This is a genomic window from Stutzerimonas stutzeri (genome assembly GCF_024448935.1).
Taxonomy (GTDB): domain Bacteria; phylum Pseudomonadota; class Gammaproteobacteria; order Pseudomonadales; family Pseudomonadaceae; genus Stutzerimonas; species Stutzerimonas stutzeri_AO.
Genome location: NZ_JAMOIE010000023.1, coordinates 40,708 through 56,563 on the forward strand (window position 1 = coordinate 40,708; position 15,856 = coordinate 56,563).

Here is a 15,856-nt window from a genome sequence, read left to right on the forward strand (position 1 = left end):
GCCCGTCACGCGGGCCACATATATAGGTGTAGCTGCGATGAAACGTGTAGGTCTGATCGGTTGGCGCGGTATGGTTGGTTCCGTGCTCATGCAGCGGATGCTGGAGGAGCGCGATTTCGACCTGATCGAGCCGGTGTTCTTTACCACCTCCAACGTCGGCGGTCAGGGTCCTTCGATCGGCAAGGAAATAGCGCCGCTGAAGGATGCCTACAGCATCGACGAGCTGAATACTCTCGATGTAATTCTCACGTGCCAAGGTGGCGACTACACCAGTGAAGTCTTCCCGAAGCTGCGTGAGGCGGGCTGGAAGGGCTACTGGATCGATGCGGCTTCCACGCTGCGCATGCATGACGACGCGGTTATCGTGCTGGACCCGGTGAACCGTAAGGTCATCGACCATCAGCTGGATGCGGGCACGCTCAACTATATCGGTGGCAATTGCACCGTCAGCTTGATGCTGATGGGGCTTGGCGGTCTGTTCGAGCACGGGCTGGTCGACTGGATGAGTGCCATGACGTATCAGGCTGCGTCTGGTGCCGGTGCGCAGAACATGCGTGAGCTGATCAAGCAGATGGGTAGCATCAATGCTTCGGTCGCTGACGAGCTTGCCGACCCGGCTAGCGCCATTCTGGAGATTGATCGCAAGGTTGCCGAATGCCAGCGCTCGGAGGCGTTCCCGGTCGATAACTTCGGCGTTCCGCTGGCCGGTAGCTTGATCCCTTACATCGACAAGGAACTACCGAACGGGCAGAGCCGCGAAGAATGGAAGGCCCAGGCAGAAACCAACAAGATTCTGGGTCGATTCAAAAGCCCGATTCCGGTGGATGGTATTTGTGTTCGTGTCGGCGCCATGCGTTGCCACAGCCAAGCGTTGACCATCAAGCTGAACAAGGATGTGCCTATCTCCGATATCGAAGGCCTGATCAGCCAGCACAACCCTTGGGTAAAGCTTGTTCCGAACCATCGTGACGCAAGCATGCAGGAGCTGAGTCCGACGTCGGTGACTGGCACATTGAGTGTACCGGTCGGCCGCCTGCGCAAGCTGAACATGGGATCGCATTACCTTGGTGCATTTACCGTCGGCGATCAGCTGCTGTGGGGGGCAGCCGAGCCGTTACGCCGCATGTTGCGCATTCTCCTAGAGCGTTAATCTCCTAGACGAAAGCGATACCAGAAGCGCCTCGGCAACCCGCGGCGCTTTTTTCTGCCGAAACCCACCGAGACGCATGCGGGGCGGCATAGCCGAGGCGGCGTTTCTCTGGTATTTCGTCGGCTTAAGTCTCGAATGCTCAGTGTCAGGAATGCTTTCCGCTACAGTGGTGTGCTTATGTGGTTGAAAAAACCGGCACTCGGCGAGTGCGGGTCGCCAGCAGTTGCGACTTGCTCGAAGCCCGCCGAGCTAATTTGTGGATTGGGTCTGATAACGTGCGAAAAGGCATAGTGGGCAGCGCTGCCTAGTCTGGTGAGTTATTGATAAAACACTACCTGTAAAAGATACTTGCTGGAAATTTGAAGAATTATCCTGGCTCACAAGGTTGTTTAGTCTTATCGCTGACGGGGGACCGCCACCTGGCGGGCGCAGGCAGTGGCTATAAGACCCTCTCGAAGATCCGAGAAAAGTTAAAAAACAAGGATTTACACAATGGTTCGGGTTCTCAATCTGGTGCTGGCAATCGCGGCTGCTACCGCGCTGACTTCCGAAATGGCTTATGCGCTGGGCTTGGGCGAGGTCACGCTGAAGTCCTCGCTGAATCAACCGCTGGTGGCTGAAATCGAACTGCTGGATGCGAAAACCCTGGCACCCGGCGAGGTTGTGCCGGTTCTGGCGTCCGCTGAGGACTTCAAGCGGGCAGGTGTCGATCGCCAACACTTTCTGACGGACCTGACTTTTACCCCGGTTTTGCGCCCGGACGGCAAAAGTGTCATTCGGGTGTCTTCGACCAAGCCGGTCCGCGAACCCTATCTAAATTTCCTGATCGAAGTGCTCTGGCCAAGCGGGCGACTCCTGCGTGAGTACACGTTGCTTCTGGACCCGCCACTTTACTCGCCGGAGATTGCCGCTTCGGTCGCGCCGCAACTGCCTGTTGCTGCTCCGATTTCCCGGCCTGCCGCAGCCCCGCAAGTCGCGACACGACCCGCGTCCTCGTCCGCCTCCAGCGCTGCATCGTCGAGTGACCAGTACAAGGTCACGCCTAACGACACGCTGTGGGAGATAGCTGAGCGTGCCCGTCAGGGCGGCACGGTCCATCAGACAATGTTGGCCATTCAGGATCTTAATCCCAACGCCTTCATTGGCAATAACATCAACCGCATGAAGAATGGTCAGGTGCTCCGCCTTCCTGATGCCGAGCAAATTGGCAGCCGTTCGCAAGCCGAGGCGATTCAGCAGGTCGCGCAGCAGAACGCGAGCTGGCGCCAGGCTTCGGGCTCGGCTACACCCGCCGCTCGTCAGCTCGACGCCACTCAGCGTGGCTCGGCAGGTGCTGCGCCGTCGCGCAGCGAACAGGGTGACAATCTCCGGCTGGTTGCCCCGGCGCCTGGCAGGTCGACCGCTGGAAGCGATGAAGGGGCTGGTGATGATGCGGCGGCATTGCGCGACAAGCTGGCTGTTAGCGAAGAGAGCCTCGATTCCAGTCGTCGCGAAAATCTCGACCTGAAGGACCGTCTCAATGACCTGCAGGGGCAGATGGACAAGCTGCAGCGTCTGATGCAGCTGAAAGACGACCAGTTAGCAAAATTGCAGGCACAGCTCGCGGCCGGGACGGAAGCAGGGGCAGGCGTCGCTGCGCCTTTGACGCCTTCGGTCGAGGAGGCTGGCACCAGCGCTGAGCTTGCGCCCGATGCGGCTGAAGGGGACCCTCAGCTTGGTGCTGGGGCCGATGCCAGGCCGGACGCAGCGGCGCAGGTTCCTCAGAGCGAAACCATAGACCCCCCTAATCCGGCCGAGCAGGCACCTGTTTTGCCGGCCGCGCCGGTTGCCGCTCCGCCAGAGCCAGAGACCGACGGCTACATCGACGAGTTGTTGGCCAGTCCCGTTCTGCTCGGTGTTCTGGGCGGCAGCGCCTTGCTGCTGTTACTGGTCGGATTAATGGTGCTGTCACGTCGTAACGCGATCAAAGAGGCCGAACTGCAGGAAAGCCTTCTTGCCGACAATTCGGCTGATAATTTTTATGCCGCTCAGGCGGAGCTGGAGTCGTCCGAGAGCGATTCGGCCGATCTGGGCGCCGCGCACGATGCTGAACAGGTATCAGCAGATTCGCTTGCTGGCACGGGTAATGATCCCTTGGCCGAGGCGGATATCTATATTGCTTACGGTCGTTTTAACCAGGCTGCCGAACTGCTACAGAACGCGTTGAACGACGAGCCGCAGCGAAGCGACCTGCGGCTGAAGCTCATGGAAGTCTATGCCGAACTGGGCGATCGAGATGGATTCGCGAGGCAAGAGGCGGAGCTTCGCGAAATAGGTGGTTCGTTCGCGGAGATCGAGCAGACCAAGGCCCGTTATCCAGCAATGGCGGCGGCCGGTTTTGGTGCTGCGGCTGCCGTTGCCTCTACAAGCGATGATTTTGACACCTTCAGTCTGGATGACCTCGAGCTGGAAGAGCCAGCCCCGGTGAGGGAGCAAAAGGCAGACGATGACTTCGATCTGAGCCTCGATGATCTCGAGTTGGAGGATGACCGGGCGGTTGCACCCGTAGTGCCCGCTAGCGAAGCCACCGCGGAACTCGATGAAGCCAACTTTGACGAGTTCAGTCTCGATGCGGCAGGCCAGGAGCAAGCTGCCGAGGACTTTTCTTTCGATCTGGACGAGCCAGCGACAGCCGGCCATGAATCCCTGGACGATGAGCTGGCCGGCTTCTCCCTTGATCTGGATGAGCAATCGACCAGCCCTGCTCGCGGCGACGATCTGATGCCGGGTCGAGCGGATGACAAGAGGGCAGCATCACCCGAGTCGGTGGAAGAGTTTGACTTTGGGCTTGCTGACCCTGTGCAGCCCGCCGATATGTCCGACGAATTCGATCTGGCATGGGATGACGAGCCTGCTGCAGAGTCGGCGCCGGAAGCTTTCTCCTCCGAGTCGGAAGGGGTCGAGGCCGAACTTGAGGATCTTTCACGAGATGTCAATGAGACGCTTGATCCATCGCCCGTTGTGGCGCAAGGCGCAGTTGAGCCGACCGCGTCTTCGGCCGAGGCGCTGGATGACGATTTCGATTTCGTTGCCGATACCGATGAAACCACCACCAAGCTGGACCTCGCGCGGGCCTACATCGACATGGGCGATGCCGAGGGCGCTCGCGATATCCTTGACGAGGTCATGAGCGAGGGAAGTGGCACCCAGCAGCAAGAAGCGCGAGAGATGCTCGCTAAACTAGCCTGACCATGATCGAAGCAGTACACCAAGCGGCAGCCTCTTCGGCTGCCGCTGACGTTTTCAGAATTGCCCTCGGGGTTGAATACAAGGGCGCCCGGTATCGTGGCTTTCAAAGGCAGCGTGACGGCGTGCCCTCCATCCAGCTGTCTTTGGAAGACGCCCTGAGCAAGGTTGCCGGGGGGCATTCGGTCACGTTGAGTTGTGCTGGACGTACCGATGCGCTCGTTCATGCGTGTGCCCAGGTCGTGCATTTCGATACGCCGGTAACACGATCCATGCACGCCTGGGTGATGGGCGCGAATCAAAACCTGCCCAGCGATATCAGCGTGACTTGGGCCAAGGAGATGCCGAGCAGCTTCGATGCACGGTTCAGTGCCATGGCCCGCCGTTACCGTTACGTGATTTACAACGATCACATCCGGCCTGCCCACCTGGCAGAGGAAGTGACCTGGAATCACCGTCCTCTGGATATCGAACTCATGCGTGAAGCGGCGAAAACCTTTGTCGGGACTCATGACTTCAGCGCATTTCGGGCGCGCCAATGCCAGGCAAAATCGCCCATCAAGACGATTCATCATTTTGAATTGCTCCAACATGGCAGGCTTATTGTGCTCGACGTGCGTGCCAACGCTTTTCTGCATCATATGGTCCGCAACTTCGCCGGCGTGCTCATGACAATCGGCGCCGGCGAGCAGCCTGTGACATGGGCGCGGGAGGTATTGGAGTCGCGCGTAAGGCGGACTGGCGGGGTGACGGCTCATCCCTTCGGACTGTACCTCGTCCAGGTGGACTATCCCGATCAGTTCCAATTACCTGAACGCTATTTGGGGCCGCACTTCCTGTCCGGTCTGCCGGATGTACGGGCACTCCCGCGCTGAAGTACAAAGCCCAACCCGAAACTGGCGCGGCGCAGGCGGTGATCCGGCTGAACGATGCAGGTTGCAGCCTCTGGTGCTTTTGTTACCATCCGGGGTCTTCTATCGCAGGTGTCCGCCGTTGCCTATCGTTCGCAGCAAGATATGTGGGATAACCCGTGTCGAGGATGCGCTTGTCGCGGCTGATGCCGGGGCGGACGCAATCGGCCTTGTGTTCTATGCCAAGAGCCCTCGGGCCGTCAACGTACAGCAGGCGCGGAGAATCGTTGCCGCACTGCCGCCGTTCGTCACCACTGTAGGCTTGTTCGTTAACGCGTCGCGTTGCGAGATCAACGAAACGTTGGATGCGGTGCCGCTGGACATGCTGCAGTTTCACGGTGACGAAGCCCCTGCCGACTGCGAAGGGTTCTCTCGGCCTTGGTACAAGGCACTCCTGGTCCAGGCTGGCAAGGATGTGCGACCGCAGGCTGCGCGCTATGCTGGGGCCAGTGCCATTCTGCTCGATACCTTCGTTGCAGGCGTTCCAGGTGGGACCGGAGAAGTTTTCGACTGGTCACTGATTCCGGCTGATCTGCCCAAGCCCTTGATACTCGCTGGCGGGCTCACGTGCCAAAACGTCCGGCAGGCTGTGGCCGAAGTGCGGCCATTTGCCGTCGATGTCAGCGGCGGAGTGGAGCTTAGCAAGGGCATCAAGGATCCTGATCGGGTGAGGGAATTCGTTCGGTTGACAAGGGCGTCGATGTGACGAACCTGAGGCGTTTGCCGTCCAGTTACAGTTCGCTGTGCTGGCGAGCCGCCATTCATGCATCGCCGTTGATGCGCGATGACTCAAGTCTCAGCGACAGCGCCTTATGGCCTATCGCTTACGCGACGCAGTGAGCTCCGAGTGGAGACCGGTCGCAACGATGAATTTGCCGGTGCGTGCAGACGCTACGCGCGGGACTGACAAGCTGTGGAGAATAAAAGCATGAGCAACTGGCTGGTAGACAAGCTGATCCCCTCGATCATGCGCTCGGAAACGCAGAAAAGCTCAGTGCCCGAAGGGCTGTGGCACAAATGTCCGTCGTGTGAGGCAGTCCTCTATCGGCCGGAGCTTGAAAAAACGCTGGACGTTTGCCCGAAGTGTCAGCATCACATGCGGATTGACGCACGCACCCGTCTGGACATCTTCCTTGATAAGGAAGGGCGGGAAGAAATAGCTGCAGACCTCGAGCCTGTTGACCGATTGAAATTCCGGGACAGCAAAAAGTACAAGGATCGCCTCTCCGCTGCGCAGAAACAAACCGGGGAAAAGGATGCTCTGATCGCGATGCGCGGAACCTTGATGCATATGCCAGTAGTGGCCTGTGCATTCGAATTTTCCTTCATGGGCGGCTCCATGGGCGCAATAGTTGGCGAGCGTTTTGTGCGTGCTGCGAACGCTGCGCTTGAGCAACGCTGCCCTCTGGTCTGCTTCGCAGCATCCGGTGGTGCTCGTATGCAAGAGGCGCTGATCTCGTTGATGCAGATGGCCAAGACCTCCGCTGTCCTGGCGCGTATGCGCGAAGAGGGATTGCCATTCATCTCCGTCCTCACCGACCCGGTTTATGGTGGCGTATCGGCGAGTCTGGCGATGCTGGGCGACGTGATTGTCGCGGAGCCCAAAGCGCTCATCGGCTTTGCTGGCCCGCGGGTGATTGAGCAGACTGTGCGCGAAAAGCTACCGGACGGGTTCCAGCGCAGTGAGTTCTTGCTTGATCACGGCGCTATTGACCTGATTGTTCCTCGTTCCGAGTTGCGCGCTCGTCTGTCGCGTCTTCTGGCTCGGCTGCAGCAAATGCCTACTCCGGGTGAGCCCGCTCTGGTCACGGCTGACGCATGACCCGGCGGAGCCTGGAGGACTGGCTCGGATACCTTGAACAGCTGCATCCCGTTGCCATTGATATGGGCCTTGATCGATGCCAAGAGGTGGCCGCGAGGCTAGGCCTGACGCGTCCAGCTCGCCAGGTCGTTACCGTTACCGGTACCAATGGCAAGGGATCCACTTGCGCCTTCATTGCTCGAATGTTGGCGGGGCAGGGCAAGACGGTGGGTGTCTACAGCTCGCCGCACCTGTTGCGCTACAACGAGCGGGTTCGTTTCAACCAGGTCGATGCGACAGACGAGGCATTGTGCGAAGCGTTCGAGGCGGTCGAGCAAGCGCGTGGCTCTGTTTCTCTCACTTATTTCGAAATGGGCACGCTGGCTGCTTTCTGGCTTTTCGAGCGTGAGGCGCTCGATGCCGTGGTATTGGAGGTCGGCCTTGGTGGGCGTCTCGACGCGGTAAATATCGTGGATGCCGACGTGGCAGTGGTGACCAACATCGGCTTGGATCATGCCGAATGGCTTGGAACGACCCGCGAAAGCGTGGCGTTTGAAAAGGCCGGGATATTTCGTGCTGCAAAGCCCGCGGTATGTGGTGATGCCGACCCACCAGAATCGATGCTGGAAAGCGCGGCTCGGTCCGCTGTGCCGCTTATGGTTCGTGGGCGTGATTTCGACCTGCGTAGGGAAGCAACCTGCTGGCATTGGCGTGGCCGAGACGCCCAAGGCGCCATCCGAGAGCTGGTGGATCTGCCGATGCTCACCCTGCCACTGGATAACGCTGCGCTAGCGCTACAGGCGTTTGCATTGCTCGAGTCGTCTTGGCAGCCTGAGCGACTGGTTGAGGCGCTACAAGGCACTCGAGTTACCGGGCGCCTGGACCGCCGCACCGTCTGTTGGCGCGGCGTTGAGCTTTCGATAATGCTGGACGTTGGGCATAACCCGCACGCAGCAGCCTATCTGGCTGAGCAGCTTCTTCAGGAGTCGAAGCCCGGCCGCCGCCTGGCGGTGTTCGGTCTTTTGGCTGACAAGGACCTGGCGGGTGTCATTGACGCGCTGGCGACTGTTGTTGATGCCTGGGCAGTCGCACCATTACCCACCCATCGCTCGCGCTCTGCGGACCAGTTGCATTCGGCATTGATGGAACGCGGCGCGGCAGTCACTATCTACACTAGCATATCCGAGGCGCTCCAGCGGCAGTGTGATGAGGCCCGCGAGGGCGATGAGATACTGGTGTTTGGGTCTTTTTATTGCGTGGCTGAGGCGCTGGCCTGGCTTGATCGGCACGCATCGAGTGGAGGGCATACTCTTGGTGGATAGAGGATTGTTGCAGCGTATCGTCGGCGCGTTGGTGCTTGTTGCGCTGGCAGTGATATTCGTGCCGATGCTTTTCAACCGGGATGATGCCGGCCAGCAGGTTGCCGTCGATGCGCCCGCAATGCCTGAAACACCGGCTACACCGGCAATCGAGACACAGCCTGTAGAGGTACCTGAGCCCGCGGTCGATCCGTTCCCGGAAAATTACGAAATTATCGAAGAAGGGTCTGTGGCTGAATCCGATAGCCCAGCGGACCCCATCAATCCCGCTCCTGTGGATTCACAAGCTGCCCCGGTCACTCCCGAGCCGGCGATCGCCCCGCCTCCACCGGCCAAGCCGGCCGCGACTGAAGCGCAGCGGTTGGACGCGGCCAATCTGCCGGTCAGTTGGTCCGTTCAGCTGGCCAGTCTTTCCAGTCGTGAAAATGCCGACAAGCTCGAGAAAACACTAAGATCTCAGGGCTACAACGCCTACATACGCACTGCTGACGGGATGAACCGGGTGTTCGTGGGGCCTTTGGTGGAGCGGGCGGAAGCCAATCGTCTGCGGGACCAATTGCAGCGACAGCAGAAGCTCGACGGGTTCGTTGTACGCTTCAAGCCAGAGCAAGGTTGACACATGACGGCGTTCCAGTTGGTTTAAGCGGCAGCCGGGAGGGCACCTACCCGGTGCTTACCCCCTGACTGGCGCTCTGGTAAAATACGCCGCCTTTCTCCTGTGCAGGAAACCCTGTGACATTCACCTGGGTCGATTGGGCGTTCATCGCCGTTGTGGTCATTTCCAGCCTGATCAGCTTGAAACGCGGTTTCGTCAAGGAAGCGCTTTCCCTGCTCACCTGGATCATTGCCGGCGTCATCGCCTGGATGTTCGGCGGTGCGCTTTCGCACCATCTCGCCGGGTTCATCAGTACGCCTTCCTTTCAGGTCATCGCAGCCTGCGCGATTCTGTTCGTAGTGACGTTACTAGTGGGCGCACTGGTTAATTTTCTAGTGGGAGAGCTGGTGCGCGTCACCGGCCTTTCCGGTACGGATCGCTTCCTTGGAATGGTATTCGGGGCGGCCCGAGGGGGCTTGCTGGTCGTGGTGTTGGTGGGTCTGCTCAGCCTCGCCCCTGTCCAGCAGGACCCCTGGTGGCGAGAGTCAACGTTGCTACCGCATTTTCTGTTGGTTGCCGATTGGTCGAAGAACCTGATCCTCGGGTTTGGAAGCCAGTGGGTGGCCGGCTCGCTCGATGCTTCAAGCTAGGACGAGCAATCCTTAGAAGGACTCGGCACGGCTAAACCTGTGTGATGTCCGGATCAGCCTGTAACAACTGAGAGGTTCCTTGCATGTGTGGCATTGTCGGCATTGTCGGTAAGTCGAACGTCAATCAGGCGTTGTATGACGCGCTTACCGTTCTGCAACATCGTGGGCAGGACGCAGCCGGAATCGTGACCAGCGACAGCGGCAAGCTGTTTCTGCGCAAGGACAACGGGCTGGTTCGGGACGTGTTTCAACAGCGTCACATGCAGCGGCTGGTGGGCAATATGGGTATCGGCCACGTGCGTTATCCCACCGCGGGCAGCTCTAGTTCGGCTGAGGCGCAGCCGTTTTATGTGAACTCGCCGTATGGCATCACGCTGGCGCACAACGGCAACCTGACCAACGTCGACCAGTTGACCAAGGAAATCTACGAGTCCGACCTGCGTCATGTGAACACCAATTCCGACTCGGAAGTGCTGCTCAACGTCTTCGCCCATGAGCTGGCAGTGCGGGGCAAACTGCAGCCGACCGAGGAGGATGTCTTTGCTGCCGTGGCCAAGGTGCACGAACGTTGTGTAGGTGGTTATGCAGTGGTGGCCATGGTCACCGGCTATGGCATCGTTGGCTTCCGCGATCCGCATGCAATCCGTCCAATCGTGTTCGGGCAGCGGCACACCGATCAGGGTGTGGAATATATGATCGCATCCGAAAGCGTCGCCCTGGACGTGCTGGGCTTCTCGCTGATCCGCGATCTGGCACCGGGCGAGGCCGTCTACATCACGGCAGGCGGCAAGCTGCACACCCGTCAGTGCGCGCCGAATCCGCGCTACGCGCCTTGCATCTTCGAGCATGTCTATCTCGCGCGTTCGGACTCGCTGATGGATGGCGTTTCCGTATACAAAGCGCGCCTGCGAATGGGCGAGAAGCTGGCCGACAAGATCCTCCGCGAGCGGCCCGAGCATGACATTGACGTCGTCATTCCAATTCCCGACACCAGCCGCACGGCTGCATTGGAACTGGCCAACCGACTGGGCGTGAAGTTCCGCGAAGGCTTCGTCAAGAATCGTTACATCGGACGGACCTTCATCATGCCCGGCCAGGCCGCACGCAAGAAATCGGTACGGCAGAAGCTCAACGCCATCGACCTTGAGTTTCGCGGTAAGAACGTCATGCTCGTGGATGACTCCATCGTCCGGGGCACGACCTGCAAGCAAATCATCCAGATGGCTCGGGAAGCCGGGGCGAAAAACGTCTATTTCTGTTCTGCAGCGCCAGCCGTTCGCTATCCGAACGTTTATGGGATCGACATGCCCAGCGCACACGAACTCATCGCGCACAACCGCAGCACCGAAGAGGTCGCTGCGCTGATAGGCGCCGACTGGCTGATCTACCAGGATCTGCCGGACCTGATCGATGCAGTGGGTGGCGGTAAGGTAAAGATAGAGAACTTCGATTGCGCAGTGTTTGATGGTAAGTATGTGACTGGCGACATCGATGATGTCTATCTGCAGAAGATCGAACAGACCCGCAATGACCTCAGCAAGAGCACGGGCGTCACCGGCAGTGCGATAATCGACCTCTATAACAACTGATCGACAACCTGGCGGCCATACCGCCTCGGTTCAAGGTGGAAACGACTATGACAAGCGACTGGGACGCAGGCCGACTGGACAGTGATTTATCTGGTGCGGGCATGGATACGCTGGCTGTTCGAGCGGGCCAGCGCCGCTCGCCTGAGGGTGAACATGGCGAAGCGCTGTTCTTCACCTCCAGCTATGTGTTCCGCAGTGCCGCTGATGCTGCCTCACGTTTTTCCGGTGAGGTATCGGGTAATGTCTATTCACGCTATACCAATCCCACCGTGCGAGCGTTCGAAGAACGTATCGCTGCTATGGAGGGCGCCGAGCAGGCGGTAGCGACCGCCTCTGGGATGTCGGCGATTCTGGCCATGGTGATGAGCTTGTGTTCTGCTGGCGATCATGTGCTCGTGTCGCGCAGTGTTTTCGGTGCTACGGTTTCGTTGTTCGAAAAATATCTCAAGCGCTTCGGGCTCGAGGTCGACTACGTACCGCTTACCGAGCATGCAGCCTGGGCGCCGGCATTCAAGCCCAACACCAAGTTGGTCTTCGTCGAGTCGCCATCCAACCCGCTGGCTGAGCTGGTCGACATCGCCGAGCTGGCGACGTTGTGTCACCGCAATGGTGCGATGCTCGCCGTGGATAATTGCTTCTGCACGCCGGTTCTCCAGCAGCCTTTGGCACTGGGTGCTGACATCGTCATTCATTCCGCCACGAAGTACATCGATGGTCAGGGCCGTTGTCTTGGCGGTGTGGTTGCCGGTCGTGCGGAGCAGATGAAGGAAGTGGTGGGCTTTTTGCGCACCGCGGGACCAACGCTCAGCCCGTTCAACGCCTGGGTATTTCTCAAGGGCCTGGAAACGCTGCGCCTGCGTATGCAGGCCCATTGCGCCAGTGCTCGTACGTTAGCCGAGTGGCTGGAGCAACAGCCGGGAGTCGAGAAAGTCTACTATGCAGGCTTGCCCAGCCACCCTCAACACGAATTGGCCAAGCGTCAACAGAAAGACTTTGGCGCGGTGCTGAGCTTTGAGGTGGTGGGAGGCAAGGAGGGTGCCTGGCGGTTCATCGATGCCACCCGCTTGATTTCCATCACGGCGAACCTGGGCGATAGCAAGACCACCATCACCCACCCTGGCTCGACCACCCACGGGCGGCTTTCTGCCGAAGACCGTGCCAAAGCGGGCATTCGCGATAGCCTGATAAGGGTGGCAGTGGGGCTTGAGGACGTGGTTGATCTACAAGCCGACCTCGCCCGAGGGTTGGCGGCGCTCTAACCCGATCCGGTCAAGCCAAACAAGCAAATAGGACCCCGCTAAGAGCAGGGTCCCATTTGATGAAACGGGCCAGCGCGAGCGGCGTGTGCTGAATTGCGATTTCAGTCCTTTGCCGGCTCGAAGTTCACCACGAAACCGTCAAGACGCTGTTCAGTCGCCAGTTGTTCTCGAACCCGATTGGCCTCCTGGCGAGCGTCTATCGGACCCACGAACACCCGATGCGTACGGCCGGTAATGCGCAGGTAGGCGTCAAAGCCCTCCTTGCGAAGCTTGCTCACCAGCGCCTGGGCGCTGTCGCCGTTTTGCAGGCTTGCCAGCTGCACTGCCCAGCCTGAGCGAGAGGACGCCTGAGCCGGCGGCTGCGTTTGCGGGGTGAAGCCTTGCGGCGCACGTTGCGTTGCGGGCGCAGAGGGCATGCGGCTGCGTTGGTCGGGCTCGTTGGAGCGCAGGTCGATCGCCGGGGCTGGTTGTCCCTGTCCATCGAATAAACTTTCCGGGGTGGCCGGAAGAATGGTCCGGCTGCCGGGGCTGGTTTCGATGACTCGGATGTCGCTGTACTTCTTGCCCGACAATGCGGCCAGACCGGCACGGTCGCGAATCACGGTCGGTCGCAAAAACACCATCAAATTGCGTTTGATATGACTTTCCTGCGTTGAGCGGAACAGCGCTCCCAGCAGTGGGATGTCACCAAGCAGTGGCACCTTCGAATCGGTTCGGGTCACATCGTCCTGAATCAATCCCCCCAGTACGATGACCTGGCCGTCCTCGGCAAGGATGGTGCTTTTGATGGATCGTTTGTTGGTGACCAGGTCGACGGCCTGAGCAGAAAGGCTGGCGGTGGGCGCAATCGAGGAAATCTCCTGCTCGATTTCCAGGCGTAGCGTGGCGCCCTCGTTGATATGCGGAACCACCTTGAGCGTGACGCCGATGTCCTCCCGCTCGATGGTCGTAAACGGGTTGTTCGCGCCGGAAGCGTCGGTGGTATAGGTGCCGGTTTGGAACGGCACGTTCTGGCCAATCAGAATCTCGGCTTGCTGATTGTCCAGCGTCAACAAGCTTGGGGTGGAGAGCAGGTTGCTTTTGCTGTTGGCGGAAAGTGCGGTGATCAGTGCACCAAAGCTACGGGTGCCAACGCCGATGATCGCGCCGTCAGGCAGGTTGCGGGGGATCTCGTTGTCGTTGATGGCGTTGAGCACGGTACCAATGGAAAGGCCTGTATTGCCAAAACTGACTCCGCCTGCGCCGCCCGTGCCACCGCGTGCATCAACGGCCCACTGCACGCCAAGGGCGTCGGTGATATCGCCAGATACCTCAACGATGGCCGCCTCCACCATCACCTGCGCCCGCGGCACATCGAGTTGGCGCACGATTGATTCGAGAGTCGAGATCAGTTCGGGTTCCGCCAGCATGACCAGTGCGTTGAGGCTCTCGTCCGCGCGAATGAGTATGTTCTGCTGACGTCCCCCCTGGACCTCGCCATCCCCCTGTTCGGCGAAGCCTTCGGAAATGTCACCGAGCATCTCGGCCAGAGCCTTGGCGTCATTGTGGCGAAGGCGAATCACCCGCGTATTGGCTGAGCGGGTGCTGGGCGTATCGAGTGTCTTGGCCAGGCTGGCCAGCTTCTGGCGCGCCAGTTCCGGTCCGGTGAAGATCAGGCGATTGGTGCGCGAATCGGCAATGATCTGCGCACCTGCAGTGTCCTTGGCTTCGCCGCGCGCCAGGGTGTTGCGCAGGACTTCAGCGATGTCGACGGCCCAGCCATATTGCAGATTCACCACTGAATAGTCGTCGTTCTGCGCTTGGTCGAGCTGCCGGACCAGCGCTTCGATGCGTGCGATGTTGGCGCTACGGTCGCTGATGATCAGCGCGTTCGCCGAGCTGACTGCAGCGAGATGCCCATACTGTGGGACCAGTGGGCGGATCAGAGGGATCAGCTCGGTAGCGGACGTGTGTTGGACCTGGATGACGCGCGTTTCCAGCAGATCCCCACCGGTCGGGCCGCCACCGGCCTCCGATTTCGCTTCGGCGTTCGGCACGATTCTGGCGACTTCACCCTGTGTGAGTACGCTGTAGCCGTGGGTTGCCATCACCGACAGGAACAACTGGTAGACCTCTTCCAGCGAGAGGGTCGTCGACGATACGACGCTCACCTGTCCCTTTACGCGAGGATCAACGATGAAGGTCTGCCCGGTCAGTTGGCTGATCTGATCGACGAAGGCTCGGATGTCGGCGTCCTTGAGGTTGATCGTCCAACCGTCCTGTTGGGTCTCGCTTGGTTCGATTCCGGGGTCGGCCGCGTACAGGGGCTGGGGGGCAGCGAGCAGACCGGCGGCGAGCAATGCTATGAGCGGGCGGGAGGAAAAAGGCAGCATCGGTCAGTTGTCTTCCGTGGTCTGTTCTTCGGAGGGCATGGTTTCTGGCGGGCTTGTAGCCCCTTCCATTTGTTGCCGGAGGGCTTCCATCTGCTGCTGAAGCATCTCCGCTTGCGGATCGGGAGCTTCCATCTCCGCTGGTTCATCGTAGTCGGGCAGGCTATCGGGTACGGCCGTCGGGGAACGGACGCTTGGGAAGAACAGGCTGTCGATACGACCGCCACGCTTTACCTCAACTCTGTCTGGATGAACGCTGTACAGGCGTACCCCTGATTCCAGCTCTTGATCGACCCGATACAGCTGTGGCGGTTGGCCGCTTAACTGAATGATCGCAGTCGACCGAGCCGGGTCGGCATGAACGAAGCTGCCTAGCAGGGTTAGATCAGAACTCGATTCCCCGGGCCTATAGCTTTGTCCGCTCGAGGCAGGCGATCCGAACAACCCTGCCATTCGCTCCAGATCAGGCGCGGCCCCGGCGGGTTGGCTGCCGTCCGTGATGGCTGCAGGCGGCGTTTGGGTCAGTCTGAGCCAGGCCATGACCTGACTGGCCAGGTAGAGACCAAATAGCACGACAATGACTGCGCTGAGGATCAGGGGCGCAAACCGGCGAATTTTCTGCAGTGCTGCGGGGGAAGCCAAGCTAGGCACTCCGTGAAACCAAAATGTTGATGGTCATGAACGCTGACTCCCGGCGACGGTTGCTGAAAGCGTGAACCGCAGGCTTGGCTGCCAGTGTAGAGCTGGACCATGACAAGGAGCACGTGAGTATGCCAGTGCAACTGACTGTTTTTCAGGTAAAAGGTGCCCGAAGGCAGTGGAATGAGCGATGGGAACACAAGGGCTCGGAATATTTCTGAAAAAATCGCGACGCACTGTTGACTTGATTTCCCTCGATGCGTAGATTGCGCGCCTCGCAGGGCGACCAGCCACCAGCCTTAACGGTTGACGCTAAAAGCCTTGCGAGTCGGACGAAAGTCCAGCCGAC

The 15,856-nt window shown here is 59.5% G+C and carries 12 protein-coding genes; 10 read left to right on the plus strand and 2 right to left on the minus strand.

The annotated features are described in order from the left end of the window. Nucleotides 1–37 precede the first annotated feature (37 nt). The 10 genes from asd (at nt 38) to NA637_RS09260 (ending at nt 12,499) form a co-directional block, all read left to right on the plus strand. Complete coding sequence (gene asd, locus NA637_RS09215; protein ID WP_256071980.1) at nt 38–1,150, plus strand: aspartate-semialdehyde dehydrogenase; 1,113 nt, start codon at nt 38–40, stop codon at nt 1,148–1,150. Between the two features lie 492 nt (nt 1,151–1,642). Further along, nucleotides 1,643–4,378 (plus strand): FimV/HubP family polar landmark protein, encoded by a 2,736-nt coding sequence (locus NA637_RS09220; protein WP_256071981.1) that lies wholly within the window; start codon nt 1,643–1,645, stop codon nt 4,376–4,378. A gap of 2 nt (nt 4,379–4,380) precedes the next feature. Continuing rightward, nucleotides 4,381–5,250 (plus strand): tRNA pseudouridine(38-40) synthase TruA, encoded by an 870-nt coding sequence (truA, locus tag NA637_RS09225; RefSeq protein WP_256071982.1) that lies wholly within the window; start codon nt 4,381–4,383, stop codon nt 5,248–5,250. A 118-nt stretch (nt 5,251–5,368) separates the two neighbouring features. Then, complete coding sequence (locus NA637_RS09230; protein ID WP_256071983.1) at nt 5,369–5,992, plus strand: phosphoribosylanthranilate isomerase; 624 nt, start codon at nt 5,369–5,371, stop codon at nt 5,990–5,992. Nucleotides 5,993–6,214: 222 nt separating this feature from the next. Further along, nucleotides 6,215–7,108 (plus strand): acetyl-CoA carboxylase, carboxyltransferase subunit beta, encoded by an 894-nt coding sequence (gene accD / locus NA637_RS09235; RefSeq protein WP_256071984.1) that lies wholly within the window; start codon nt 6,215–6,217, stop codon nt 7,106–7,108. Continuing rightward, the gene (gene folC / locus NA637_RS09240) at nt 7,105–8,409 is read left to right on the plus strand and encodes a bifunctional tetrahydrofolate synthase/dihydrofolate synthase (RefSeq protein WP_256071985.1); all 1,305 of its coding nucleotides are present in this window, start codon (nt 7,105–7,107) and stop codon (nt 8,407–8,409) included. Before accD ends, folC begins: the two co-directional genes overlap by 4 nt. Next, a complete protein-coding gene (locus NA637_RS09245; RefSeq protein WP_256071994.1) occupies nt 8,393–9,022 on the plus strand; it encodes an SPOR domain-containing protein in 630 nt (209 codons plus the stop codon). The genes folC and NA637_RS09245 overlap by 17 nt, the downstream gene beginning before the upstream one ends. A 116-nt stretch (nt 9,023–9,138) precedes the next feature. Next, nucleotides 9,139–9,651 (plus strand): CvpA family protein, encoded by a 513-nt coding sequence (locus tag NA637_RS09250; RefSeq protein WP_256071986.1) that lies wholly within the window; start codon nt 9,139–9,141, stop codon nt 9,649–9,651. Nucleotides 9,652–9,734: 83 nt separating this feature from the next. Continuing rightward, nucleotides 9,735–11,240: an amidophosphoribosyltransferase gene (gene purF, locus NA637_RS09255; protein WP_256071987.1), complete on the plus strand. Its 1,506-nt coding sequence runs from the start codon at nt 9,735–9,737 to the stop codon at nt 11,238–11,240. Between the two features lie 47 nt (nt 11,241–11,287). After that, a complete protein-coding gene (locus NA637_RS09260) occupies nt 11,288–12,499 on the plus strand; it encodes an O-succinylhomoserine sulfhydrylase (protein WP_256071988.1) in 1,212 nt (403 codons plus the stop codon). 101 nt (nt 12,500–12,600) lie between these two features. Here NA637_RS09260 and gspD read toward each other — a convergent pair whose 3' ends face one another. Together gspD and NA637_RS09270 are read right to left on the minus strand one after the other, a co-directional pair. Next, entirely contained in the window at nt 12,601–14,871 is a 2,271-nt protein-coding gene (gene gspD, locus NA637_RS09265) for a type II secretion system secretin GspD (protein ID WP_256071989.1), read from the minus strand. Between the two features lie 3 nt (nt 14,872–14,874). Next, nucleotides 14,875–15,510 carry a type II secretion system protein N gene (locus NA637_RS09270; RefSeq protein ID WP_256071990.1) on the minus strand — a complete coding sequence of 212 codons (636 nt, stop codon included), beginning with the start codon at nt 15,508–15,510 and terminating at the stop codon, nt 14,875–14,877. Between the last annotated feature and the right edge of the window lie 346 nt (nt 15,511–15,856).

Excerpts from the sequence above, each read along its gene's own strand:
- asd (WP_256071980.1), top strand. The coding sequence starts at position 38 with ATGAAACGTGTAGGTCTGATCGGTTGGCGCGGTATGGTTGGTTCCGTG.
- NA637_RS09220 (WP_256071981.1), top strand. The coding sequence starts at position 1,643 with ATGGTTCGGGTTCTCAATCTGGTGCTGGCAATCGCGGCTGCTACCGCG.
- truA (WP_256071982.1), top strand. The coding sequence starts at position 4,381 with ATGATCGAAGCAGTACACCAAGCGGCAGCCTCTTCGGCTGCCGCTGAC.
- accD (WP_256071984.1), top strand. The coding sequence starts at position 6,215 with ATGAGCAACTGGCTGGTAGACAAGCTGATCCCCTCGATCATGCGCTCG.
- folC (WP_256071985.1), top strand. The coding sequence starts at position 7,105 with ATGACCCGGCGGAGCCTGGAGGACTGGCTCGGATACCTTGAACAGCTG.
- purF (WP_256071987.1), top strand. The coding sequence starts at position 9,735 with ATGTGTGGCATTGTCGGCATTGTCGGTAAGTCGAACGTCAATCAGGCG.
- NA637_RS09260 (WP_256071988.1), top strand. The coding sequence starts at position 11,288 with ATGACAAGCGACTGGGACGCAGGCCGACTGGACAGTGATTTATCTGGT.
- gspD (WP_256071989.1), bottom strand. The coding sequence starts at position 14,871 with ATGCTGCCTTTTTCCTCCCGCCCGCTCATAGCATTGCTCGCCGCCGGT.